The organism is Streptomyces sp. NPDC033270 (genome assembly GCF_055576575.1).
On record NZ_JBVIRA010000006.1, the window covers coordinates 1 to 23,766 of the forward strand.

The 23,766-nt window shown below is 73.6% G+C and carries 25 protein-coding genes; 18 read left to right on the forward strand and 7 right to left on the reverse strand.

Annotated features, from left to right (window positions below; genetic code table 11):
- Window positions 1-162 precede the first annotated feature (162 nt).
- Window positions 163-597 (forward strand): hypothetical protein, encoded by a 435-nt coding sequence (locus ACZ5XZ_RS11480; protein WP_468976636.1) that lies wholly within the window; start codon window positions 163-165, stop codon window positions 595-597.
- Between the two features lie 16 nt (window positions 598-613).
- Window positions 614-1,339 carry a helical backbone metal receptor gene (locus ACZ5XZ_RS11485; RefSeq protein ID WP_468976637.1) on the forward strand — a complete coding sequence of 242 codons (726 nt, stop codon included), beginning with the start codon at window positions 614-616 and terminating at the stop codon, window positions 1,337-1,339.
- Between the two features lie 253 nt (window positions 1,340-1,592).
- Here ACZ5XZ_RS11485 and ACZ5XZ_RS11490 read toward each other — a convergent pair whose 3' ends face one another.
- A complete protein-coding gene (locus ACZ5XZ_RS11490; RefSeq protein ID WP_468976639.1) occupies window positions 1,593-1,865 on the reverse strand; it encodes a hypothetical protein in 273 nt (90 codons plus the stop codon).
- 197 nt (window positions 1,866-2,062) lie between these two features.
- Here ACZ5XZ_RS11490 and ACZ5XZ_RS11495 point away from each other — a divergent pair, with 197 nt between their 5' ends.
- Entirely contained in the window at window positions 2,063-2,719 is a 657-nt protein-coding gene (locus tag ACZ5XZ_RS11495; protein ID WP_468976641.1) for a maleylpyruvate isomerase N-terminal domain-containing protein, read from the forward strand.
- Window positions 2,720-2,755: 36 nt separating this feature from the next.
- Here ACZ5XZ_RS11495 and ACZ5XZ_RS11500 read toward each other — a convergent pair whose 3' ends face one another.
- Window positions 2,756-3,886 (reverse strand): TDT family transporter, encoded by a 1,131-nt coding sequence (locus ACZ5XZ_RS11500; protein WP_468976642.1) that lies wholly within the window; start codon window positions 3,884-3,886, stop codon window positions 2,756-2,758.
- Window positions 3,887-3,972: 86 nt separating this feature from the next.
- Between ACZ5XZ_RS11500 and ACZ5XZ_RS11505 the strand changes: the two genes are divergently transcribed.
- Complete coding sequence (locus ACZ5XZ_RS11505; RefSeq protein WP_468976643.1) at window positions 3,973-4,896, forward strand: LysR family transcriptional regulator; 924 nt, start codon at window positions 3,973-3,975, stop codon at window positions 4,894-4,896.
- Window positions 4,897-5,010: 114 nt separating this feature from the next.
- Complete coding sequence (locus tag ACZ5XZ_RS11510; protein WP_468976645.1) at window positions 5,011-5,370, forward strand: hypothetical protein; 360 nt, start codon at window positions 5,011-5,013, stop codon at window positions 5,368-5,370.
- Window positions 5,371-5,375: 5 nt separating this feature from the next.
- On the opposite strand, the gene ACZ5XZ_RS11515 is transcribed toward ACZ5XZ_RS11510, so the two are convergent.
- From ACZ5XZ_RS11515 to ACZ5XZ_RS11525, 3 genes are all read right to left on the reverse strand, one after another.
- Window positions 5,376-6,074 carry a gamma-glutamyl-gamma-aminobutyrate hydrolase family protein gene (locus ACZ5XZ_RS11515; RefSeq protein WP_468976647.1) on the reverse strand — a complete coding sequence of 233 codons (699 nt, stop codon included), beginning with the start codon at window positions 6,072-6,074 and terminating at the stop codon, window positions 5,376-5,378.
- Window positions 6,075-6,152: 78 nt separating this feature from the next.
- On the reverse strand, window positions 6,153-7,640 hold the full coding sequence (gene eat / locus ACZ5XZ_RS11520; RefSeq protein WP_468976648.1) for an ethanolamine permease: 1,488 nt from the start codon (window positions 7,638-7,640) through the stop codon (window positions 6,153-6,155).
- 141 nt (window positions 7,641-7,781) lie between these two features.
- Window positions 7,782-8,513: a FadR/GntR family transcriptional regulator gene (locus ACZ5XZ_RS11525; RefSeq protein WP_468976650.1), complete on the reverse strand. Its 732-nt coding sequence runs from the start codon at window positions 8,511-8,513 to the stop codon at window positions 7,782-7,784.
- 73 nt (window positions 8,514-8,586) lie between these two features.
- Between ACZ5XZ_RS11525 and ACZ5XZ_RS11530 the strand changes: the two genes are divergently transcribed.
- The 4 genes from ACZ5XZ_RS11530 to ACZ5XZ_RS11545 all read left to right on the forward strand — a co-directional run bounded on the left by ACZ5XZ_RS11530 (window position 8,587) and on the right by ACZ5XZ_RS11545 (window position 13,525).
- Entirely contained in the window at window positions 8,587-9,954 is a 1,368-nt protein-coding gene (locus ACZ5XZ_RS11530) for a glutamine synthetase family protein (RefSeq protein ID WP_468976651.1), read from the forward strand.
- Between the two features lie 11 nt (window positions 9,955-9,965).
- A complete protein-coding gene (locus ACZ5XZ_RS11535; RefSeq protein ID WP_468976652.1) occupies window positions 9,966-11,342 on the forward strand; it encodes an aldehyde dehydrogenase family protein in 1,377 nt (458 codons plus the stop codon).
- Window positions 11,343-12,143: a 3-oxoacyl-ACP reductase gene (locus ACZ5XZ_RS11540; protein WP_468976654.1), complete on the forward strand. Its 801-nt coding sequence runs from the start codon at window positions 11,343-11,345 to the stop codon at window positions 12,141-12,143.
- A 113-nt stretch (window positions 12,144-12,256) separates the two neighbouring features.
- Entirely contained in the window at window positions 12,257-13,525 is a 1,269-nt protein-coding gene (locus ACZ5XZ_RS11545) for a haloacid dehalogenase-like hydrolase (RefSeq protein ID WP_468976655.1), read from the forward strand.
- Between the two features lie 34 nt (window positions 13,526-13,559).
- On the opposite strand, the gene ACZ5XZ_RS11550 is transcribed toward ACZ5XZ_RS11545, so the two are convergent.
- On the reverse strand, window positions 13,560-14,783 hold the full coding sequence (locus ACZ5XZ_RS11550) for an amino acid deaminase/aldolase (RefSeq protein ID WP_468976656.1): 1,224 nt from the start codon (window positions 14,781-14,783) through the stop codon (window positions 13,560-13,562).
- A gap of 247 nt (window positions 14,784-15,030) precedes the next feature.
- Here ACZ5XZ_RS11550 and ACZ5XZ_RS11555 point away from each other — a divergent pair, with 247 nt between their 5' ends.
- The 4 genes from ACZ5XZ_RS11555 (at window position 15,031) to ACZ5XZ_RS11570 (ending at window position 19,235) form a co-directional block, all read left to right on the forward strand.
- The gene (locus ACZ5XZ_RS11555; RefSeq protein ID WP_468976659.1) at window positions 15,031-16,401 is read left to right on the forward strand and encodes a hypothetical protein; all 1,371 of its coding nucleotides are present in this window, start codon (window positions 15,031-15,033) and stop codon (window positions 16,399-16,401) included.
- Window positions 16,398-17,558, forward strand: coding sequence for a type VII secretion-associated serine protease mycosin (gene mycP / locus ACZ5XZ_RS11560; RefSeq protein ID WP_468976660.1), 1,161 nt, complete (start codon window positions 16,398-16,400; stop codon window positions 17,556-17,558). The genes ACZ5XZ_RS11555 and mycP overlap by 4 nt, the downstream gene beginning before the upstream one ends.
- Before the next feature lie 49 nt (window positions 17,559-17,607).
- Window positions 17,608-18,339, forward strand: coding sequence for an SseB family protein (locus ACZ5XZ_RS11565; RefSeq protein ID WP_468976662.1), 732 nt, complete (start codon window positions 17,608-17,610; stop codon window positions 18,337-18,339).
- 113 nt (window positions 18,340-18,452) lie between these two features.
- The gene (locus tag ACZ5XZ_RS11570) at window positions 18,453-19,235 is read left to right on the forward strand and encodes an MIP family channel protein (protein WP_468976663.1); all 783 of its coding nucleotides are present in this window, start codon (window positions 18,453-18,455) and stop codon (window positions 19,233-19,235) included.
- A gap of 85 nt (window positions 19,236-19,320) precedes the next feature.
- Here the strand turns inward: ACZ5XZ_RS11570 and ACZ5XZ_RS11575 are convergent, their stop codons facing one another.
- Window positions 19,321-19,701 (reverse strand): DUF1844 domain-containing protein, encoded by a 381-nt coding sequence (locus ACZ5XZ_RS11575; RefSeq protein WP_468976664.1) that lies wholly within the window; start codon window positions 19,699-19,701, stop codon window positions 19,321-19,323.
- Window positions 19,702-20,045: 344 nt separating this feature from the next.
- Between ACZ5XZ_RS11575 and infC the strand changes: the two genes are divergently transcribed.
- The 5 genes from infC (at window position 20,046) to ACZ5XZ_RS11600 (ending at window position 23,753) form a co-directional block, all read left to right on the forward strand.
- Window positions 20,046-20,732: a translation initiation factor IF-3 gene (gene infC / locus ACZ5XZ_RS11580; RefSeq protein WP_468976666.1), complete on the forward strand. Its 687-nt coding sequence runs from the start codon at window positions 20,046-20,048 to the stop codon at window positions 20,730-20,732.
- Between the two features lie 121 nt (window positions 20,733-20,853).
- Window positions 20,854-21,048, forward strand: a complete 195-nt coding sequence (gene rpmI, locus ACZ5XZ_RS11585) for a 50S ribosomal protein L35 (protein ID WP_016576627.1) — start codon at window positions 20,854-20,856, stop codon at window positions 21,046-21,048.
- 104 nt (window positions 21,049-21,152) lie between these two features.
- Window positions 21,153-21,536: a 50S ribosomal protein L20 gene (gene rplT / locus ACZ5XZ_RS11590; RefSeq protein ID WP_384428642.1), complete on the forward strand. Its 384-nt coding sequence runs from the start codon at window positions 21,153-21,155 to the stop codon at window positions 21,534-21,536.
- Between the two features lie 131 nt (window positions 21,537-21,667).
- Entirely contained in the window at window positions 21,668-22,522 is an 855-nt protein-coding gene (locus ACZ5XZ_RS11595; protein ID WP_468976668.1) for a TrmH family RNA methyltransferase, read from the forward strand.
- Between the two features lie 82 nt (window positions 22,523-22,604).
- Window positions 22,605-23,753 (forward strand): sensor histidine kinase, encoded by a 1,149-nt coding sequence (locus ACZ5XZ_RS11600; protein ID WP_468976670.1) that lies wholly within the window; start codon window positions 22,605-22,607, stop codon window positions 23,751-23,753.
- Window positions 23,754-23,766 lie beyond the last annotated feature (13 nt).

The following is a 23,766-nucleotide window of genomic DNA, read 5'->3' on the forward strand; positions in this document are numbered from 1 at the left end:
CCCCCCCCCCCCCCCCCCCCCCCCCCCCCCCCCCCCCCCCCCCCCCCCCCCCCCCCCCCCCCCCCCCCCCCCCCCCCCCCCCCCCCCCCCCCCCTTTCGCGGCTCACCCGGGCGGGTGCGGGTAGCGCGCGGGACGGCGGGGCGGGTGATTGGCTGGAGTGCGTGAAGCCCGCGCACGCAGCCGCCGCCGCCCTGATCGGCGCGGTCACCCTGGGGATCGCCGCGCCCGTCGCGTCGGCGCAGGTCGAGCCCGATCCGATGGTGGCCGGACAACGGGTGAGCATCAGTGACGGCAGGCACTGCGCGACGGCTTCGGCAGCGCGGGTGGCCTCGGCGCTCTTCGGCTCGGTGGTGCTGCGGCCGGGCGAGCGCGGGATGGCCGCCGACGCCACGGTCGCCGAACAGGCCAGGCCGGGGCGCTACCAGGTCACCATCGAATGTGCGCCGGGCGGAGCGAGGTTCACCGAAACCGTGACGGTGCAGGACAGTCGGGTGGAGGGAGTGAACGTGACACAGGCGGCCGGTGGCCTGGTGCTGTTCGTGCTGGCCGGCAGCGCGGCGTATCTGCTGCGCCGCAGGGCCGGCGGGCGCGCCTGAGCCGTACCGTGGACGGATGACCGTGCAGCGCGTGGTGTCCCTGGTGCCGTCCCTCACCGAGGCGGTGGCCGCCTGCGCGCCCGAGTTGCTGGTCGGGGTCACCGACTGGTGCAGCCACCCGGCCGGGCTGACGGCCGCCCGGGTCGGCGGCACCAAGAATCCCGACGCCCGGCGGATCGCCGCCCTGGCGCCCGACCTCGTGCTCGCCAACGAGGAGGAGAACCGCCCGCAGGACCTGGCCGCGCTGCGGGCCGCGGGCCTCGACGTCCTGGTCACCGAGGTACGGACCCTGGACCAGGGGCTGCGCGAGCTGGACCGCGTACTGGTCGCGGGCTGCGGGCTGGCCCGCCCCGACTGGCTCGACGCCGCAGAGGCCGTATGGCGCGACCTGCCGGCCCGTACGGCGCCGCGGACCGCGGTGGTGCCGATCTGGCGCCGGCCGTGGATGGTGCTCGGCCGGGACACCTTCGCCGGGGACCTGCTGGCCCGTCTCGGCGTGCGCAACCGCTACGCCGGCCACGCCGAGCGCTATCCGCGGATCGCGCTCGACGCGCTCCACGCCGGTCCGGCCGACCTCGTGGTCCTCCCCGACGAGCCGTACCGCTTCACCGCCGAGGACGGCCCCGAGGCGTTTCCCGGCCTGCCCGCCGCGCTGGTCAGCGGCCGCCATCTGACGTGGTACGGACCGTCGTTGACCGAGGCCCCGGCCGTACTGGCGACGGCCCTGGCCGCGGCGCGCTGAGCGACCGCGCCCAGGAACACACGGCGCGTGCCGCCCGCCCGGCGGGCAGGGGGGAGACACCTCTGCCCCACCGAGGGGTGTGCCGGCGGGGGTGACGCTGTGGCAGCGGGATCCCCCCCCCCCCCCCCCCGCACCCCCCCCCCCCCCCCCCCCCCCCCTACCCCCCCCCCCCCCCCCCCCCCCCCCCCCCCCCCCCCCCCCCCCCCCCCCCCGCCGCACCCCGGAGCGGCGTGCCGCGGGGTGCGACGCGGTGTCAGCGGCGGCCTCGCCCGCCGGAGCGCACCAGGGTGCCGTCGATGTCGCCCCCGGCGGTCTGCTTGAGCGTGGCGACCGTCTTGTGGTTGTCGATGAGGATGTTCGTGAGGCAGCCGTCCGAGGGGAACAGGAGGCTGAACGTCGGCGCGCAGTGCACGTCCTCGTTGAAGAACTCGTCGGCCCAGCCCTTGGCACTGGCCGTGCCCGACGCCGACATCAGCAGCGCACCGGCCCCGAGGGCGCCCGCGATCAAACGCATTGCCTTACCCATGACGGAACTTCCTTCCTGTCTGGACCCGGTCCGGTGCCGGGATCACCGCGCTAACGAACCGGCAACGAGTGGATTACGCTGCGTTACTCCGTCGTGGTGACGGCGCTGCCGGGCGCGTCTCGGGGAGCGGTGGAGCGGCACCCCCGACCGCCCGAATCCGTTTGTCCGCCGTTCGGGTACCGCACTACCTTGCCGGGGTGGATCTCTTCTCGCGCTCCTGGGCGGCGCTGCGCACCGCGGTCGCCGAACTCCCGGACAAGGACTTCGAGCGGCCGTCCGGCTGCACCGGCTGGCTCGTACGGGACCTGGTGTGCCACCTGGTCATCGACGCGCAGGATGTCCTGATCACCCTCGTCACCCCGACCGAGGCGGCACCGACCGTCGACGCCGTGACCTACTGGAAGGTCGGGGAGCAGCCGCCGACCGGCCAGGACCCGCTCGACGCGCTGATCGTCCGGCTGGCCGCCGCCTACGAGGAACCGCACCTGCTCAAGTTCCACCTCGACGACGTCGGCTCCGCCGCCGGCCGCGCCGCCGAACTCGCCGACGCCGGCGCCCGGGTGAGCACCCAGGACGAGGTCCTCACCGTGGGCGACTACCTCACCGCGTACGTCCTGGAGTGGACGCTGCACCACCTCGACCTGATCGCGCACCTCCCGGATGCGGCCCGGCCGCCCGCCCAGGCCCTGGCCCGGTCCCGCGCGCTGCTGGAAGAGATCGCCGGCGCCGCGTTCCCCGCGTCGTTCAGCGACCAGGACGCACTTGTGGTCGGCACCGGCCGCCGGGCGCCGACCGGCGAGGAGCGGGCCGCACTCGGCCAACTGGCCGCGAGGCTGCCGCTCTTCCTCGGCTGAACCGACGCGCCGCCCGGCGGCCGGGCGCGGAGCCGCTCAGCGCCCGGCCGCCGGCGGCGGCGCCAGCAGCCGGCCGTGTGCCAGGCCCGAGGCGGTGCGGGTGGCGGTCACCGCCACCGCCGTCACCAAGGCGGCGAACAGCGCCCCGGCCAGCCAGTCGAACACGCCCAGCCCGGTGTGCCGGGCCAGGCCCGCCGCGCCCGTGACGCAGGTCCCCAGGGGGAAGGTGAAGCCCCACCAGGTCATGGCGAAGCCCATGCCGTTGCGGAAGGCGCGGACCACCATCGCCGTCGCGATCGCCAGCCAGAGCAGCGCGAAGCCCATCACGGGCACGCCGTAGAGGACCGCGAAGGCGCTCATGGCGTGCGCGGAGGAGGCGTCCACGACTCCCGGGGCGACGTCGGCGAGGTTGTTCACGGCGGTGGTGGACTGGCCGAGCGGGCCGAGGACGAGGAACAGGGTCGGGGTGAGGGCGAGCGGCAGGGCGCCGTGGTGGAGCAGCCGGGACACCACCAGCGGCAGCACGAGCAGCGTGGCCAGCAGGGACATGCCGAAGAGCGCGTAGCAGCCGAGCAGCATCGCCACTCGCCACTGGCCGGGCGGCAGGTGGGGGACCAGCGCGGGCCCCAGCGCCGCCGAGACCATGGGGGCGACCAGCGGCAGGATCCACACCGGGGTGGCGCCGGCCGGCTCGATGCGGTGCCGGGTCACCATCAGGTACGGGATCACCGCGGCGCCCGTGAGGCCGACCAGCGTGCCCACGGTCCACAGGACGGCGTCGGCGGCCACCGCGGCCGGCTCGCCGACGACGTCCCGGCCGACCGCGAGCGTGCCGCCGCCGACCGCCAGCAGCGCCATGGCCAGGCAGCCGTAGAACGGGGCGACGGCCGGGTCGAGGAGGTGGCGCCTGGCCTGGTCCGGGTGCCGGCGCCAGTGCACGGCCCGGGCGGCCAGCAGGGTCAGCAGCACCGCCGCCGACAGTGCCCAGACGGCCTCGTAGGCACCGCGCAGGCCGGGCGCCGTGAACGGCAGGGCCGCGCCGGCGTTGGCGACGATGGCCGTGCCCATGACGGAGGCGTACCAGTTCGGGCCGAGGTGGCGGACCGACCCGGGGGTGCGGGGGGCGGCGGAGGTGGTACGGGAAGGTGCTTGCGCGAGTGTTGCCATGAGAAGAGCTTGACTGCTCCAAACAGCCCCCACCAGGGACATTGTCTCTATGAGGGCATAAGCTGGGGTTATGTGTTGGGGGATTGATGGGTGAGGTCCAGCCCGCCTCGTTGTCGCACCGGGTCCCGGACCTCGGTGCGCTGGAACTGCTGCTCGCCATCGCCCGGCTCGGCAGTCTGGGGCGGGCCGCCCGCGCGCGCGGGATCAGCCAGCCGGCCGCCAGCAGCCGCCTGCGCGCCATGGAGCGCCAGCTGGGGGTGGCGCTGGTCGAGCGGTCGCCGCGGGGCTCCCGGCTGACGGACGCCGGGGTGCTGGTGACGGACTGGGCGCGACGGGTGGTCGAGGCCGCCGAGGCGCTGGACGCGGGCGCCCAGGCGCTGCGCGGGCGGCGCGACTCCCGGCTGCGGGTCGCGGCGAGCATGACCATCGCCGAGTACCTGCTTCCGGGGTGGCTGATCTCGCTGCGTACGGAGCTGCCCGGGACGGCCGTCTCGCTGCTGGCGGGGAACTCCAGCGCGGTGGCCGAGCGGCTGGCGCGGGGCGAGGCGGATCTGGGCTTCGTGGAGGGGCTGGACGTGCCGGCGGGGCTGGACGGCGCGGTCATCGGGCACGACCGGCTGGTCGTCGTCGCCGCGCCGTCGCACCGCTGGGCGCGGCGCCGTACGGAGCTGACCGCCGCCGAGCTGGCCGCGACCCCGCTGATCCTGCGGGAGCGCGGCTCCGGCACCCGGCAGGTGCTGGACGCGGCGCTCGCCGAGCACGGCGGGCTGGCCGAACCGCTGCTGGAGCTCGCCTCGACCACCGCCGTGAAGGCGGCCGTGGTGAGCGAGGCGGCGCCGTCGGTGCTCAGCGAGCTGGCGGTCGGTGAGGAGCTGAGCGCCCGGCGACTGGTGGAGGTCCCGGTGCGGGGGCTGCGGCTCGGCCGTGACCTGCGTGCCGTGTGGCCGGCCGGGCAGCGACCGGTGGGGCCGGCCCGTCACCTGCTGGGGCTGACCCGCGCGACCTCCTGAGGCGGGCGGAACCAGCCGCCTCGGGCCCGCCCCTGCGTTAGTGTGTTCGAATCCTTGATCGCGTGCGCGCGACAGGGTCTGACCATGCGCCAACTACCACTAGGGGGACCACACATGAGGATGAGGACGACGGCCGGGATCATCGCCTCCACGGCTCTGCTCGGCACCGCGCTGGCCGGCGGGGTCGCCACGGCCGCCACGCCGGGCACCGCGCACCCGGCCGCCGCGGCCACCACCGCGACGGCCGCCTGCGTCAACGCCGAGGCGCAGGAGAACGTGAAGATCCGCAAGGAGCGCAAGCTGAACAGCACCGCGGTCGGGCTGTTCACCAAGGGCGCGAAGACCTGCATCCGCGGCAAGGCCACGGGGCAGTCGTACCGCCTCTGCGGACGTTCGGGCACCGACTGGATGAAGATCACCTTCCGGGGCAACACCGGCTGGATCCCCGGCGCCTGCGGGTCCCGGGAGGTCTGAGGCGCTCACGCCTCAGGGGACGCCCCGCGTGCCGCCGCCACCAGGGCCTCCATCACGCGGGTGTCGTCCCCGGCCTCCGGGTGCCACTGCACCGCCAGCGCGAAGCCGCGCGCGTCCGGCAGCTCCAGCGCCTCGATCGTGCCGTCCTCCGCGTACGCCGAGGCCAGCAGCCCGCGCCCGAGCCGGTCCACCGCCTGGTGGTGGTAGGTCGGTACCGCCACCGGCTCGGGCAGCGTGCGGCCCAGCAGCGTCCCGGGGACCGGCTTGATGTCGTGCCGCCCGAAGACCCCGGGCGGCCCGGCGTGCCCATCGAGGTGCTGGACGAGGGTGCCGCCCAGCGCCACGTTCAGCAGCTGCAGCCCGCGGCAGATGCCCAGCAGCGGTACGCCGCCCGCCAACGCGGCCTCGATCAGGGCGAGTTCCCAGGCGTCCCGGTCCAGGGCGGGCGGACCGGTCCTCGGGTGCGGCTCCGCTCCGTACCGCGCCGGCGCCACGTCCGCGCCGCCGGCGATCACCAGCCCGTCCAGCCGTGCCACCGCGGCGGCGGCGGTCGCCGGATCGCCCGGCGGCAGCAGGGCGGCCAGCCCGCCCGAGCGCTGCACCAGCTTCGGATAGCCGGCCGGCACCAGCGCGGCCGGCTGGGTCCACACGCCCCAGCGGGCCTCTTCCTGGTAGGTGCTGATGCCGATGAGGGGCTGGGACATGGGGTGGGGTCCTCCGTGCGTGCGGGTGGGGATCGGATCGCCGGCGCCGGACCGGATGCCCGGCCGGCACCGGGTGTCTCAGTCGCGTGCGAGCTCGGCCTCGGCCGCCGCCAGCGCCGCGAACTCCTCCTCGGGCGCCGCGGCGACCAGCCGGTGCCGGGAGTAGAACGCGAAGTACGCCAGCGCCACGACGTAGACGCCGAGCGCGATGAAGGCGGCGTCCTTGTCGACCAGGAACGTCGCCACCAGCGCCGAGCAGGCCAGGACGAAGGCGACGGAGGAGGTCAGCATGCCGCCCGGGGTCCGGTAGGGGCGGGGCAGACCGGGCTCGCGGCGGCGCAGCACGATGTGCGAGAGCGCCATCAGGGCGTAGGAGATGGTGGCGCCGAAGACCGCGACGTTCAGCATCCGGGCGCCGTCGCCGGTGGCCGCGGCCAGCGCGAACCCCAGCGCGCCGGGCACCAGCAGGCCCAGGTACGGGGCCTTGCGGCGGCTGGTGAGGGAGAGGAAGCGGGGCAGGTAGCCGGCCCGGGAGAGCGCGAACAGCTGCCGGGACCCGGCGAAGATCAGGGAGAAGAAGGACGCCACCAGGCCCGCCAGGCCGGCGTAGTTGACGATCCGGCCCACGGTCGTGGGCTTGCCGTCCGGCTGCAGCGCCTGGACCAGCGGATCGCCCACCGACTGGATCGCGGCCGAGCCGCGCGCGCCGGTCGCGGCGACGAAGGTGATCAGCGCGAGCAGCAGCAGGATGCCCATCGCGGCGGCCATCGCCCTGGGCAGCGACCGGGCCGGGTCCTTGGTCTCCTCCGCCGCCAGCGGTACGCCCTCGATGCCGAGGAAGAACCACATGCCGAACGGGAAGGCCGCCCAGATCCCGAGAATGCCGAACGGGAGCCAGGAGTTGGCGCCGAAGGCACCGGCCTCGACGGGGATGTCGTTGAGCGCGTCCACATGGAAGTCGGTGAGGGCGGCGAGCGCGAAGACGACGATCGCGGCGACCGCGACCGCGGTGACGATCAGGCTGAAGCGCAGCGCCTCACCGACGCCCCACAGGTGGATGCCGATGAACAGCACGAAGCAGGCGAGGTAGACCGGCCAACTCGAGTGCAGTCCGAACAGGCCGAGCGATTCGACGTAGTCACCGATGAAGATGGAGATCGCGGCGGGCGCCAGGACGTATTCGATCAGGATGGCGGTGCCGGTGAGGAAGCCGCCCCAGGTGCCCAGTGCCCGCCGGGCGAAGCCGTAGCCGCCGCCCGCGGTGGGCAGGATCGAGGCCAGCTCCGCCAGCGCGAAGACCAGACAGGTGTACATCAGGCCCATCAGGACGGCGGCGATCGCCAGACCGCCGAAGCCGCCGTGCGCCAGTCCGTTGTTCCAGCCCGAGAAGTCGCCGGAGACGACGTAGGCGACGCCCAGGCCGGTCAGCAGCAGTGGTCCCGCGCTGCCGCGGCGCAGCGTGCGCCGCTCCAGATAGGTCTCGTCGGGCGATGCGCCGCCGCCCGGTGTGCTGCCGTCCGCTGAAGCGGTGGGCGGTGCGGTCTGCGATTCCGTGCTGTCGGCCATGAGCCGCTCCTGCCTCGCCGAAGGGGAAAATCGAGCAAAGGTTCAGCGGCATACCTTTGCCCTGGGTGCCGCTCCGGCGCAAGACCCGTGCGTAAAAGAATGGTTAACAGGGGAGCTCGCGGGGGTCCGGCGCGGCCGGGCTCAGGCCGCCGGGCCGCTCAGGAAGCCGCGCAGCAGCGCCGCGGTCCCGCAGCAGTGCTCCCGCATCACCTCGCGCGCGCCGTCCGCGTCGCCCTCCAGCACCGCCTCCACCAGCGCGCCGTGCTGGGTCTGGGAGTGCTCCAGATTGCGCACCAGCAGCGGAATGCAGTCCAGCAGGTCGTTCACGCTCGCCCGCACCGCGGCGTACTGGGCCGCCAGCGACGGCGAGCCGGACAGCTCCGCGAGCGTCAGATGCAGCAGGGTGTCGCGCCGGCGGTAGTCCGCCAGCGGCGCGTCCTGGGTCGCGGCCAGGGCCTGGCGCAGCCGGTCGGCCTGCTCACCGGTGAGCCCGTGGGTCGCGCACAGACCCGCCGCGCCCACCTCCAGCACCTCGCGGAACCGCAGGGTGTCCTCGACGTCGATCTTCTCGATCCGGCGCCGCAGCTCGGCCTCGCCCTGGTGCTCCTTGCGGGCACGCACGAACGTGCCGCCGTAGCGCCCGCGCCGGCTCTCCACCAGGTCCTCGTCCTGCAGCACCTTGAGCACCTCGCGCAGGGTGACCCGGCTGATCTGCAGCCGCTCCGCCAACTCCCGCTCCGCGGGCAGCCGTTCGCCCTGGGGCACCAGGCCGAGCCGGACGATCTGGAGTATCTGCTCCAGCGCCTCCTCGAAACCGTTGCCCGCCCGCACCGGCCGCAGCACAGGTGCCAGCCGATCAGCCGCATCGTCCATCGAAACCCCTTCCCAAGCAAAGGTTCGTGTGCATACCTTATGACCTCCGGATGCAGTGACAGGAGGCAACACCGTGGCAGACCGCACGCCCCCACTCTCCGTCGAGGAGCTCAGAGTCCTCGTCGACGCCGGGGAGATCGACACTGTCGTCCTCGCCTTCACCGACATGCAGGGCCGGCTCCAGGGCAAGCGGTTCGCGGCCCGATACTTCCTCGACACCGTCCTGGAGCACGGCACGGAGGGCTGCAACTACCTCCTCGCCGTCGACGTCGACCTCAACACCGTCGACGGCTACCAGATGTCCTCCTGGGAACGCGGCTACGGCGACTTCGCCATGCACGGCGACACCGCCACCCTGCGCCGCACCCCCTGGAACCCCGGCACCGCCCTGATCACCGCCGACCTGGCCTGGCACGACGGCTCGCCGGTCGTCGCCTCGCCCCGGCAGATCCTGCGCCGCCAGCTCGACCGCCTGGCCGAGCGCGGCTGGCGCGCCTTCGCCGGCACCGAGCTGGAGTTCATGCTCTTCAAGGACACCTACGAGGACGCCTGGTCCCGCGGCTACCGCCAGATGACCCCGGCCAACCAGTACAACGCCGACTACTCCGTCCTCGGCACCGGCCGCGTCGAGCCCGTGCTGCGCCGCATCCGCAACGAGATGGGCGCGGCCGGGATGACCGTGGAGTCCGCCAAGGGCGAGTGCAACCTCGGCCAGCACGAGATCGTGTTCGTCTACGACGAGGCGCTGACCACCTGCGACCAGCACTCCATCTACAAGACCGGTGCCAAGGAGATCGCCGCCCAGGAAGGCATGGCGCTCACCTTCATGGCGAAGTACGACGAGCGCGAGGGCAACTCCTGTCATATCCACCTCTCGCTCCAGGACGAGCAGGGGCGGCCCGTACTCGCCGACGACTCCGGCCCCTACGGCATGTCCCGCACCATGCAGCACTTCCTCGCCGGCCAGATCGCCGCGATGCGTGACTTCACGCTCTTCTACGCGCCCAACATCAACTCCTACAAGCGCTTCCGCCCCGGCTCCTTCGCCCCCACCGCCGTCGCCTGGGGCCCCGACAACCGCACCTGCGCGCTGCGGGTCGTCGGCCACGGCCGGGCGCACCGCCTGGAGAACCGCCTGCCCGGCGGCGATGTGAACCCCTATCTCGCGGTCGCCGCCATGGTCGCGGCCGGCCTGTACGGCATAGAACACCAGCTGGAGCTCCCCGAGGCGACCACCGGCAACGCCTACGCCGGTGATGCCGCCCATGTCCCCACCACGCTGCGCGAGGCCGCCGAGCGGTGGGAGAACAGCCCGATCGCCCGGGAGGCCTTCGGCGACGAGGTCGTCGACCACTACCGCCACATGGCCCGCGTCGAACAGGACGCCTACGACGCCGCCGTCACGGACTGGGAGCGCTTCCGCTCCTTCGAGCGCATGTAAGGAACCACGCTGTGTCCAATGGTCCGCACGAGCTGAAGATCCTCAACCCGGCCACCGAGGAGGTGGTGGCCACCGTCCCCACCACCTCCCCCGAAGAGGTCGACGCCGCCGTCCGCCGGGCGGCCGCGGCCCAGGAGGCCTGGGCCGCCGTCGCACCCGGCGACCGGGCCCGCCTGCTGCGCCGCTTCGCCGACGTCGTCGACGCCCATATCGACCCGCTCGCCGCACTCGAACTCCGCGAGGCCGGCCACCCGCTGGGCAACGCCCGGTGGGAGGCGGGCAACGTCCGCGATCTGCTGCACTACGCCGCCGGGGGAGTGGAGCGCCTGACCGGCACCCAGATCCCGGTCGCCGGCGGGGTGAACATCACCGTCCAGGAGCCGCTCGGCGTGGTCGCGGTCATCGCGCCCTGGAACTTCCCGATGCCGATCGCGGCCTGGGGCGCCGCCCCGGCCCTCGCGGCCGGCAACGCCGTCCTGCTCAAGCCCGCCGAGACCACCCCGCTGACCGCGCTCCGGCTCGCCGAGCTGGCCCTGGAGGCCGGGCTGCCCGAGGGCCTCTTCCAGGTCCTGCCCGGCGAGGGGCCCGTCACCGGCACCGCGCTGGTCGACCACCCCGGCGTCGCCAAGGTCGTCTTCACCGGCTCCACCGCCACCGGCCGGCAGATCGCCGCCCGCTGCGCGGCGCAGACCAAGCGGCTCACCCTCGAACTCGGCGGCAAGAGCCCCAACATCGTCTTCGCCGACGCCGACATCGAGGCCGCCGCGGCCGCCGCCCCCGGCTCCTTCCTCGACAACACCGGCCAGGACTGCTGCGCCCGCAGCCGCATCCTGGTCCAGCGCGGCGTCTACGACCGCTTCATGGAGCTGCTGGAGCCCGCCGTCAAGGCCTTCGTGGTCGGCGACCCGGCCGACCCCGCCACCCAGATGGGCCCGCTGATCTCCGCCGCCCAGCGCGAGCGGGTCCGGTCCTACGTCCCCGAGGACGCCCCGGCCGCGATCCGCGGCGAGGCGCCCGCCGGCAAGGGCTTCTGGTACCCGGCCACCGTCCTGGAGGGCCGCCCCGAGGACCGCAGCGCCGTCGAGGAGATCTTCGGGCCGGTCGCCGTGGTCCTGCCCTTCGACGACGAGGCCGAGGCGGTGCGGCTCGCCAACGCCACCGACTACGGCCTGTCCGGTTCGCTGTGGACCCGCGACGTCGGCCGTGCGCTGCGCGTCTCGCGCGCCGTCGCGGCCGGCAACCTCTCCGTCAACTCCCACAGCAGCGTGCGCTACTGGACCCCCTTCGGCGGGTTCAAGCAGTCCGGCCTCGGCCGTGAGCTGGGCCCGGACGCGCTCGCCGCCTTCACCGAGACCAAGAACATCTTCATCAGCACAGAGGAGCGCTAAGTGACCGACCAGACCGCAGTGTGCCGCCGCCTCGTCGGCCGTACCGCCGTGATCACCGGGGCCGGCAGCGGCATCGGCCTGGCCACCGCCCGCCGGCTCGCCTCCGAAGGCGCCAACGTCGTCTGCGCCGACATCGACGAGACGGCCGGCAAGGCCGCCGCCGAAGAGGTCGGCGGCACCTTCGTCCAGGTCGACGTGACCGACTCCGAGCAGGTCGAGGCGCTCTACAAGACCGCCTTCGACACCTACGGCTCGGTCGACATCACCTTCAACAACGCCGGCATCTCGCCGCCCGACGACGACTCGATCCTCACCACCGGCCTCGACGCCTGGAAGCGCGTCCAGGAGGTCAACCTGACCTCGGTCTACCTGTGCTGCAAGCACGCGCTGCCCTACATGCAGAGCCAGTTCGAGCGGACCGGGCGCGGCGGCTCCATCATCAACACCGCCTCCTTCGTCGCCGTCATGGGCGCCGCCACCTCCCAGATCAGCTACACCGCCTCCAAGGGCGGCGTGCTGGCGATGTCCCGTGAACTGGGCGTGCAGTTCGCCCGCGAGGGCATCCGGGTCAACGCCCTGTGCCCGGGGCCGGTCAACACCCCGCTGCTCAAGGAGCTGTTCGCCAAGGACCCCGAGCGCGCCGCGCGCCGCCTGGTGCACGTCCCCGTCGGGCGGTTCGCCGAGCCCGAGGAGATCGCCGCCGCGGTCGCCTTCCTCGCCAGTGACGACTCCTCGTTCGTCAACGCCGCCGAATTCCTGGTCGACGGGGGCATCGCGGGCGCGTACGTCACCCCGCTGTAAGCCGCCTGTTGTTCACTTCCGGGTAAGCGCCATGGTGGCCGGACGTCGCTCGACGCCCGGCCGCCATGCGCTAGCGTCCGCCTTCGGTTCTTCGTTCGACAGGAGTGCGTTCCATGCTCAACAAGCGTCGCTGGCTGGCAGCCGGTGCTGCCCTCGCCGTCGCCGGAGGCGGCGTCGCGGTCGCCCAGACAGCCACCGCCGGGCCGGCCCCGCGCCACTGCCCCACCCTCCATGTGTCCAAGGGCTGGTACGGCGACAACCACGCCAAGCTGCAGAAGATGATCGACGAGCGCGGCAGCTGCTCCGGAAGCGGGGGCGCGCGACCGGTCGCGACCTTCGACTGGGACAACACCGTCGTCAAGAACGACATCTCCGACGCCACGCTGGCCTGGATGCTCCGGCACGACAAGGTGCTGCGCCCGGCGAGCTGGAAGGCCACCAACAAGTGGCTGACCGACGACGCCGCCCGCGCGCTCACCAAGGCCTGCGGCACCTCCGTGCCCGCCGGCCGCCCGCTGCCGACGTCGACCGACACCGGCTGCACCGACGAGATCCTCGACGTCTACCAGGACGCCGAGACCTCCACCGGCAAGAAGGCCTTCGAGGGGGAGTGGAACCACCGGCGCACCGTCCCCGAGTACGTCTGGATCACCCAGCTCTTCGCCGGCCACAGCCCCGAGCGGCTGACCGGCTTCGCCCGTGCCGCGCGCGCCGAGAACCTCGCCGCGCCGATCGGCACGGAGCAGAAGGTCGGCACGCACACGATGGAGGGCTACGTCCGCTACTACACGCAGCAGCGCGACCTCATCGGCACCCTCAAGAAGGCCGGCTTCGACGTCTACATCGTCTCCGCCTCGGCGGAGCCGCTGGTACGCGCCTGGGCGCCCGGCGTGGGCATCGACCGCGACCACGTCATCGGCATCCGCAACCTCGTCCGCGACGGCAGGCTCACCACCGGCGTCCAGGGCTGCGGCGACGTCAAGGACACCAACGGCGAGGTCCTGACGTACATGGACGGCAAGCGCTGCTGGATCAACCAGGAGATCTTCCACGTCAAGGGAGCCAAGGCCTGGCGGCAGCAGGACCGGGCGCACCGCCCCGCCTTCGCCGCGGGCGACGCCGAGACCGATGTGACCTTCGTCGGCGACGCCACCGCGGGACACCTGGCCATCAACCGCAACAAACCCGAGCTGATGTGCCGGGCCTACGACAACAGCGACCACCGCTGGCTGGTCAACCCGATGTTCATCGAGCCCAAGAAGCGCCAGGCCGACCCGTACCCGTGCGCCACCGCCGGCTACACCCGGCCGGACGGCACGCTCGGTCCGGTCCACCGCGCCGACGGCTCGGTGATCCCCGACCAGCAGGACACCGTGTACTGACCGCACCGCTCCGTACCGGGGAGGGCCGCGCCGGTCACAGAAAGGCGTGGCCCTCCCCGCGGTACGTCGGCACCGTGTCCACCACCTTGTCCCCGTCGACCAGTTGCAGCCGGCTGAACCGCTCGCACAGCTCACCGGCCTTGGCATGCCGGAACCACACCTTGTCGCCGATCGCCAGCCGGTCCGCGGCCGCCCCCAGCAGCGGCGTCTGCACCTCGCCGGGCCCCTCCTGCGGGTCGTAGCGCAGCCCGGCGGGCAGATGCGGCACCGGCAGCCGGTCCGTGCCCGCCACCCCCGACGCCGGATAGCCCCCGCCCAGCACCGTCACCACGCCGGGACCGGGCCGGCGCACCACCGGCTGGGCGAACAGCGCCGCCGGACGCCCGCTGAACGAACGGAAGTTGTCGAACAGCCGCGGCACATACAGCCCCGATCCGGCCGCGATCTCGGTGACGGCCGCCTCCGCCGCCGTGTGCTGCACACTGCCGGTCCCACCGCCGTTGACGAACTCCAGCCGCGGGGCCACCGCCCGCACCGCCCGTACGGCCTCCCAGCGGCGCCGCGCCAGCTCCTTGCGCGCCGCCGCCTGCATCACCCGGACCGTCCGCGAGAACACCGGCTTGCCGGCGACCTCGTCGCCCACACCCGCCACATGCCCCTCGTACGCCATCAGCCCCACCAGCCGGAACCCGGGACGCCGCGCCACCGTCCGGGCCAGCGCGGCCAGTTGGGCCGGTGCCCGCAGCGGCGAGCGCCGCGCGCCGACCCGCACCCCGCCGCCCAGCAGCCGGAAGGAGGTGTCCAGCTCCAGGCACACCCGCACCTCCTCGCCGCCGCGGGCGCCGTCCGCACGTGCCGCGTCGATCAGATCGAGCTGCGCCGGATCGTCGACCATCACCGTCACCGCGCCGGTGAGCGCGGCATCGGCGGTCAGTTCGGCGAAGCCGGCCCGGTCCACCGACGGGTACGCCAGCAGTACGTCCGTGAAGCCCGAGCGCGCCAGCCACAGCGATTCGGCCAGCGTGAAGCTCATGATCCCGGCGAACCCCTCCCGCGCCAGCACCCGTTCCAGCAGGGCCCGGCAGCGCACCGACTTGCTCGCCACGCGGATCGGCTTCCCCTTCGAGCGGCGCACCAGATCCGCGGCGTTGGCGTCGAAGGCCTGCAGATCGACGACGGCCAGCGGTGCGTCGAGGTGTGCGGTGGCCCGGTCGTAACGGGCTTTGTCGCCATAGGTGTCGGCGGTGTGCTGGGACATGGCCCGCAGCCTGCCAGACGGGTCTACCACTGGGTAGGGGAGAGATCGCGACAGAGCGGACATGGCGGCGACTTGGGGTGCCCCCTGCTCATGCAGAGCGTGGGGGAGGGGTTGGAGCGCCGACGGCGCCAGCCCTTAGAGTGGCCCGACACCGCAACCAGCAGGTCAGCGGCGTGTTGTCCGGATACCAGCCACCCTGCCCCGATTGCGGATCGGGTCCGGGGACACGGCGCAAGGGGGAGCGCGGGTGAGCACCGACGCCGATTTCGCCGATGCGCGGCACATCCCGCCCATACCCCAGCGGCTGCCCCAGCAGCCCCCGGCGACCGCGGCGCCCCCGCCGCACACCGACCCCCGTACGACCGTGCTGCGCCGGGTCCCGAGCCCGCCGCCCGCCCCGCCCACCAGGGCGCAGGCCGCGCAGCCCCCCGCCGACCCCACACCGCCCCAGCGGCCCACGCCCCCCGCCGTCCCGCCGCGCCCCACCGCGCCACCACCGGCGCCGCCCACCGCGCAGCCCCCGCGCCCGCACCCCGCGCCCGGCTCCCCGGCACCCGCCGCACCGCCGCCGCCCCGGCGGCCGGACACCTTCCGGGACACCGCCGCCTTCCACCTGGCCAACAGCCAGGAGCTGTGGAACGGCAACGGCGAGCCCGGCGCCGGCGCCCCGCCGCGGGCCCGCAAGCCCGCCTCCGCCACCCCGTCCGCGGCGCCCGGCAGCGAGCCGCCGACGCCCGCGGCCGAGCGTCCGCCGCAGCCGCCCTGGCCCTCGAGGCCCCTGCCGCACCAGACGGCCGGGGCCGTGCCCGGCATGCCCGCCCGGCCCCGGCCGCGGCCCTCGGCCGGCCGCCGCCCCGGCGCCCGGCTGGCCGCCGCCGCGGCCTGCCTCGTCCTCGGCATCGGCCTCATCGGCGGTGCGGCGGCCGGCAGTTGGCTCACCGACGACTCCGCCGACGCCCCGCCCACCCCCGAGGCCGCCTTCGCCGCGGGCCGCGACGTCTGGCGCAACACCCCCGTCGACACCCTCTTCCCGCGCACCGTCGAGGGCCTGGGCGTCGGCCCCGGCGGCGCCGACCGGACCTGGACCCGGATCGCCGTCGCCCCCGACAGCGGCTGCACCGGCGCCTACGACCGCCCGCTCGCCCAGGCGCTCGCCGGGGCGGGCTGCGTCCGCCTGCTGCGCGCCACGTACCTCGACGCCACCCGCTCCAGCGTCATCACGGTCGGCGCGCAGACCGCCAAGGCCGACGCGGCCGGCATGATCGCCCTCAACACCCGCTTCAGCACCAGGAGCCTGGGCAGCCGCACGGACCTGATGCCGCTGCCGTACGCCGCCAAGGGCACCCCGGCCGAGGGCTTCGGGCGCGCCCAGCGGGCCAGTTGGACCGTCCGGGTGCTCACCGACATCCCGGTGGTCGTCTTCGCCGTCTCCGGCTTCGCCGACGGCCGGACGGTATCCGCACCGCAGTCCGCCGAGGCCGCGGTCCGGCCGGGCGCCACCACCGCACCGGCCGAGTCGGGCCTCGGCCACGACGCCAAGGACCTCGCGGACCGCATCGCGGCCGACTTCCGCACCGCGTCCGGCATCTCCCCGCACACCACGGAGTCCTCGCCATGACGAAGACCACGCTGCGCGGCGCCGCCGTCGCGCTGGCCTCCGCCGCGCTCGCCGTGCTGCCCTCCGTGCCCGCCCGGGCCGATGTGATCCGCGCCCAGGAGTGGGGCCTGCAGGCCGTCCACGCCCAGCAGGCCTGGCGTACGACCAAGGGCGCGGGCGTCACCGTCGCCGTCCTGGACACCGGCGTCGACGCCAACCACCCCGACCTGGAGGGCCAGGTCCTGCCCGAGAAGGACCTGATCGGCTTCGGCGCCGGCCCGGGGGACGCGGCATGGGCCCGGCACGGCACCGGAATGGCCAGCGTCATCGCGGGCCGGGGCCATGGCCAGGGCCGCCAGGACGGTGTGCTCGGGGTCGCCCCCGAAGCCAGGATCCTCCCGGTCCGGGTGATCCTGGAGGACAACGATCCGCAGCGCGGGCGGGCCCGCACGGAGAAGGCCGGCGCGCTCGCCGACGGCATCCGCTGGGCCGCCGACCACGGCGCCGACGTGATCAGCATGTCGCTCGGCGACGACAGCGAGTCCGCACACCCCGAACCGCGCGAGGACGCCGCCATCCAGTACGCCCTCGGCAAGGGCATCCCCGTCGTCGCCTCCGCGGGCAACGGCGGAGAGAAGGGCAACCGCGTCTCCTACCCCGCCGCCTACCCGGGCGTCATCGCCGCCACCGCCGTCAACTACCGGCGCGAACGTGCCGACTTCTCCACCCGCCACTGGTACGCGACGGTCAGCGCGCCCGGCGACGAGATCGCCATGGCCGGCAACGGCAGCGCCTACGTCTCGGGCTGGGGCACCAGCCCCGCCGCGGCCTTCGTCTCCGGCGCGATCGCGCTGATCCGCTCCGCCCACCCCGACCTGAGCCCCGCCCAGATCCGCTGCCTGCTCACCGCCACCGCCCAGGACTCCCCCGAGGGGGGCCGCGACGACGACTACGGCGCCGGCCTGATCGACCCCGCCGCCGCCCTCAAGGCCGCCCCCGCCCTCAAGCCCGCCCCTCAGAAGCCGTCCCCCGCCGCCTACGCCCCTCGCTACTTCGGCCCCGGCCCCACCAAGGACGACCCCACCGCCGGCCCCGTCGACTGGGTGCCCTGGACCGCCGGCGCCATCGGCCTGGCCCTCGTCGCCGCCGCGGCCCTCATCTGGCGAACCCGCGCCTGAGGCCCCCGGCCCGCAACGGCGCGGCAAGCCGGCAGATACGCTCGCCGACGTGCAGAAGAACATCCCCGATCCCGGCTTCTCCGACGACGACGGCTCGGCCGACCCCGCGCTGGCGGCCGCCCTGGCGGCGTACGACGACGACCGGAGCGCCGAGCCGCAGCTCCTCGCGGCGCTGGCCGGCGCCCGCGTACTCGTCCCGGTCGTCGCCCTCCTCGGCGAGGTCGAAACCGGCCCGGACGGCCTGCGCCGGGAGAAGACCAGCGACATGGCGGTCCCCACCCTGCAGGCCCCGGACGGCCGCCGCGCCCTGCCCGCCTTCACGTCGATGGAGACGCTCCGGCGCTGGCGCCCGGACGCCCGCCCGGTGGCGGTCCCGCTCCGGCAGGCGCTGCTGGCCGCCTCCCACGAACAGGCCGACACCCTCGTCATCGACCTGGCGGGCCCGGTCACCTACCAGCTCACCGGCCCCGCGCTGCGCGCCCTGGCGGAGGGCCGTACGACCGCCGACCCGCTCGCCGACCCGGCCGTCACCGACGCTCTGCGCGCCCTGCTCGCCGCCGAGCCCGCCGTGCTCGTCGCCCGTCTCGCGCCGTCCGACGAGACCGACGGCACGCTCGCGCTCGGCCTCGCCGCCGGGGCACCGACCGCCGAGGTCGCCCAGCGCCTGGCGCGGTCGCTGGCCACCGACGAGGTGCTGCGCGCCCGGCTCGTACGGGGCCTGGACCTGGCCCTTCTGCCGCCCGGCGGCACGACGGCCGGCGAAGCCCTCTTCCGGCGCTGATCCGCGCCCCGGGGCCCGGCATCCCGCCCGGGCCCGGGGCAGCCCAACGGGCGAGGTGGTCTCCAGGGCCGCACAATGCGAGGAGAGCTCAAGATCCACGCGAGGAGAGCCCCATGGAGAAATCCGAGACGGAGGCGGCGACCTCCACGATTCTGACCCGCGTCGTCGTGGCCGAGTTCCTCGGCACGCTGCTTCTGGTGTTCTTCGGCGTCGGCTCGGTGGTGCTGGCCGGCGAGTACATCGGCACCTTCGGCATCGCCCTGGCCTTCGGCTTCACGATGCTGGCACTGGCCTACGCCCTCGGCCCGATCTCGGGGTGCCACATCAACCCCGCGGTGACGCTCGGCATGCTGCTGGCCCGCCGCATCACGGTGCGTACGGCCGTCGAGTACTGGATCGCCCAGATCGTGGGCGCCATCGTCGGCTCCGCGGTGCTCTTCCTGGTCGCCACGCAGATTCCGGGCCTGCAGACCCACGGGGCCTTCGGCACGAACGGCTGGGGCGACCGCTCGGCGGTGCACATCAACCTCGGCGGCGCCTTCGTCATCGAGATCGTGATGACCTTCCTGTTCGTCTTCGTGGTGCTGTCGGCCACCCACAAGGTGGCCGTGCTCGGCTTCGGCGGACTGGCGATCGGCCTGGCGCTGGCCATCGTCCACCTCGTCGGCATCCCGCTGACCGGCACCTCGGTGAACCCGGCGCGGTCCATCGGCCCGGCCCTGTTCGCCGGCGGCGCGGCCATCACCCAGCTGTGGCTGTTCATCGTCGCGCCGCTGATCGGCGGCGCCCTGGCGGCCGTGGTCCATCAGGTCACCCATCCGCCCCACGAGCCGTTCATCGTCGCCGACGAGGGCATGCCCGCCGACGCCGCGACCGGCCCCGGCGGGCGACCCTGAGACCTGACGCCACCCGCGCCCGTACACAGCAAGGGCCCCGGCCGTCTCCCGGCCGGGGCCCTTGCTGTGTACGGAATTCCGCGGCTCAGCCGTAAACGGGGCCGGTGAACTTCTCGCCGGGACCCTGCCCCGGCTCGTCCGGCACGACCGACGCCTCGCGGAACGCCAGCTGCAGCGACTTCAGCCCGTCCCGCAGGGGGGCCGCGTGGTACGAGCCGATCTCGGTGGCGCTGGCGGTGACCAGCCCGGCGAGCGCCTGGATGAGCTTGCGCGCCTCGTCGAGGTCCTTGTGCGCCCCGCCGTCCTCGGCGAGCCCCAGGTTGACCGCCGCCGAACTCATCAGATGCACCGCGACCGTGGTGATCACCTCGACCGCCGGCACCTCCGCGATGTCACGGGTCATGGCGTCGAAGTCGGGTTGCGCGGCGCTCGCGGCGTCGGGCTGCTGCGGGGTCTGGTCGCTCATGTCTTCGGGCTTCTTCCTGCTGAGGGGTCGGCTCCAGCCTATGGGCAGTGCCCGAGGGCCCCGCGTCCGGGAGTGTCATCAAGGGCGCGGAGCGCTCCCGCGCCACCACCGGCGCCCGCACAGGAGTGGGGGCCACCCCTTGACTCGTGTATTCTGGTGTTCCGACCGGCCGGACACGCATGTGACCGGCCCACAAGTGGAGGCTCCGTTCTCCCACCCGGCCGACCTCAGGTTGGCGGGTCAACGGTCCGGCTGCGCCCCGCGGAGACTTCGCGGCGGTGCTCCAGATCTATGTGGAGCCCCGCCTGTGTCCCGTCCGGGGCGTTTTGCATGTACCGGCGCGGTTGGTCACACCGAACAGACGTTACGCGGCAGTCCGCCAGGCCGTCGCGTGGTGCTACCGAGGAGGATCCATCAGCGCCGAGCCCCGCATCAACGACCGGATTCGCGTCCCCGAGGTGCGACTCGTCGGTCCCAGTGGCGAGCAGGTCGGCATTGTGCCGCTTGCCAAGGCCCTGGAGCTTGCGCAGGAGTACGACCTCGACCTGGTCGAGGTGGCGGCGAACGCCCGTCCGCCGGTCTGCAAGCTCATGGACTACGGAAAGTTCAAGTACGAGTCGGCCATGAAGGCCCGTGAGGCGCGCAAGAACCAGGCGCACACGGTCATCAAGGAGATGAAGCTCCGGCCGAAGATCGACCCGCACGACTATGACACCAAGAAGGGTCACGTCGTCCGGTTCCTCAAGCAGGGTGACAAGGTCAAGATCACGATCATGTTCCGTGGTCGCGAGCAGTCCCGCCCCGAGCTGGGCTTCCGGCTGCTGCAGCGGCTCGCGTCCGATGTGGAGGAGCTCGGCTTCATCGAGTCGAACCCGAAGCAGGACGGCCGAAACATGATCATGGTCCTCGGTCCGCACAAGAAGAAGACCGAGGCGATGGCCGAGGCCCGTGAGGCGCAGGCCGCCCGCAAGGCGGAGCGCCAGGGCGGAGTTCCCGCGGAGGAGCCCGCCGAGGAGCCCGCCGAGGCGTGATCTCTGGGCGAGCCCCGGATTCATGCCGGGGCACCCGCCCCGGATACCAACCGATACATCTGACGCTCCCGCTAGCCGGTCCGTGCCGGTGGGAGCGCCACTGACGAGGAGAGAACGGCGCATGCCGAAGAACAAGACGCACAGCGGTGCCAGCAAGCGCTTCAAGGTCACCGGCTCCGGCAAGGTGCTCCGCGAGCGCGCCGGCAAGCGCCACCTGCTCGAGCACAAGTCGTCCCGCGTGACGCGTCGCCTCACCGGCAACGCCGAGATGGCCCCGGGCGACGCCGCGAAGATCAAGAAGCTTCTCGGCAAGTGAGCCGCCGCGCCCCATGCGACGACCGGGGCGCGCGACTTCGACCGGGACACAATCGACTTGGGTCGTGTGACGACAACCACGACCCCGCTACAAGGAGTTAACAAGTGGCACGCGTCAAGCGGGCAGTCAACGCCCACAAGAAGCGTCGGGCGATCCTCGAGCAGGCCAGCGGCTACCGCGGCCAGCGCTCCCGCCTGTACCGCAAGGCGAAGGAGCAGGTCACCCACTCCCTCGTCTACAACTACAACGACCGCAAGAAGCGCAAGGGCGACTTCCGTCAGCTGTGGATCCAGCGCATCAACGCCGCTGCCCGCCAGAACGGCATGACCTACAACCGCTTCATCCAGGGTCTGAAGGCCGCCAACATCGAGGTCGACCGCAAGATCCTCGCGGACCTCGCGGTCAACGACATGAACGCGTTCGCCGCGCTCGTCGAGGCCGCTCAGAAGGCGCTTCCGAGCGACGTCAACGCCCCGAAGGCTGCCTGAACCCCAGCCTGACGACGTGGTGACGCGGACCCGCAGGCCCCGGCCTGCGGGTCCGTCGCATTTTCCGGACCGGGCGCCGACGGACCGGCCCGGCCCCGCACGCACCGAACAACAGAAGTGAGCCGCCGCCCATGGGCACCCCCGAGCTGATCTCCCCGCGTTCCCCGCGCGTCACCGCCGCCCGGCGGCTGGCCCGCCGCGCCTTCCGCGGCAAGGAGCGCCGGTTCATCGCCGAGGGCCCGCAGGCTGTACGGGAGGCCATCGCGCACCGCGTCGACGGCGCGCCCACCCTCATCGAGCTGTTCGCCACCGCCGAGGCCGCCGAGCGGCACGCCGAGATCGTCGAGGCGGCCCACACGGCCGGCGTACGGGTGCACCTCGCCGACGACCGGACCGTCGCGGACATCTCCCAGACCGTCACCCCGCAGGGCCTGCTCGGCGTCTGCCGGTTCCTGGACTCGCCGTTCGAGGAGATCCTCGCCGCCCGCCCGCAGCTGATCGCGGTCCTCGCCAACGTCCGCGACCCCGGCAACGCCGGTACGGTGCTGCGGTGCGCGGACGCCGCCGGCGCGGACGCGGTCGTGCTGACCGACGCCTCGGTGGACCTGTACAACCCCAAGTCGGTACGCGCCTCGGTCGGTTCGCTCTTCCACCTGCCGGTGGCGGTCGGCGTACCGGTCCAGCGGGTGGTGGAGGGGCTGCGGACCGCCGGTGTACGGATCCTGGCCGCCGACGGCGCGGGCGACCGCGACCTGGACGCCGAGCTGGACGCCGGCTCCATGGGCGGGCCCACCGCCTGGGTCTTCGGCAACGAGGCCTGGGGCCTGCCCGAGGAGACCCGGGCGCTCGCGGACGCCGTCGTACGGGTTCCCATCCACGGCAAGGCGGAGAGCCTCAACCTCGCCACCGCCGCCGCGGTCTGCCTCTACGCCTCCGCCCGCGCCCAGCGCAGCCCCGGCGGCTGCCGCGCGGTGTCACCCGCCTGAGGGGCGTAGCGCGGATCGTCCCGGCACATCCGAGGCGAGCTAGTAGTCTTGCGTGCCGGGGGCCCGGGAGGGGGTAACGGGGATGGGTGTGAGGACTTCCGGCATCACAGTCGCCACTGACAGCGGTCCGGCCGACGGAGCCGGGCGCCTACCGTCGCCCGCCACCGGGCCGGAAGCGTACGGGGCGGGACTCGACCCCGACGATCTGCCCGACGGCCTGGTCGTCTCCGACGAGACCGGCCGGGTCGTCTGCTTCAACGCCGCGGCCGCCAGGATCACCGGAATCGCCTCCGAGGACGCGCTCGGCCGCCCCCTCGAACAGGCCCTGCCGCTGCAGGACGTCGAGGGCCGTCGCTGGTGGCGGATCACCGACCCCTATGGCGGGCTCGCCATCCGACGGGGCCAGCCCGAGCGCAATCTGCTGCTCGGCGGCCGTGAGGTGCTGGTCTCCGCCCGCTACGTCCGCAGCCGGCCCACCGGGCCCGTGCAGCGGTTGGTGATCGCGCTGCGCGGCACCGAGGCCCGGCGGCGCACGGAGTTGAGCCACGCCGAGCTGATCGCCACCGTCGCCCATGAACTGCGCTCGCCGCTGACCTCCGTCAAGGGCTTCACCGCCACCCTCCTCCAAAAGTGGGAACGTTTCACCGACGACCAGAAGCGGCTGATGCTGGAGACGGTGGACGCCGACGCCAACCGCGTCACCCGTCTGATCGCCGAACTGCTGGACATCTCCCGGATCGACTCCGGGCGGCTGGAGGTCCGGCGGCAGCGCGTCGACATGATCGCCGCGGTCCGCCGGCACGTCCAGGCGCAGACCACCGCGGGCCAGCGGCCGGACCGCTTCCTGATCCGGATGAGGGGGCCGCTGCCGGACCTGTGGGCGGACCCGGACAAGGTCGACCAGGTGCTCGGCAATCTGCTGGAAAATGCGGTGCGCCACGGCGAGGGAACCGTCACCATCGAGGTCGGACCAGCGACGGACGCGACCAGCACGGAGGGGACGAGCGTCACCGTGAGCGATGAGGGCCCCGGTATCCCGGAGGAGTCGATGAGCCGCGTCTTCACCCGCTTCTGGCGGGGCAGCAAGCGCGGCGGCACGGGCCTGGGCCTGTACATCGTCAAGGGCATCGTCGAGGCGCACGGCGGCACGATCACGGTCGGCCGGGCCCCGGCCGGCGGCGCGCAGTTCCGATTCAGCCTGCCCGTCGCGACGCCGGCCTTTATGAATTAGAGCTGCCGCGAAG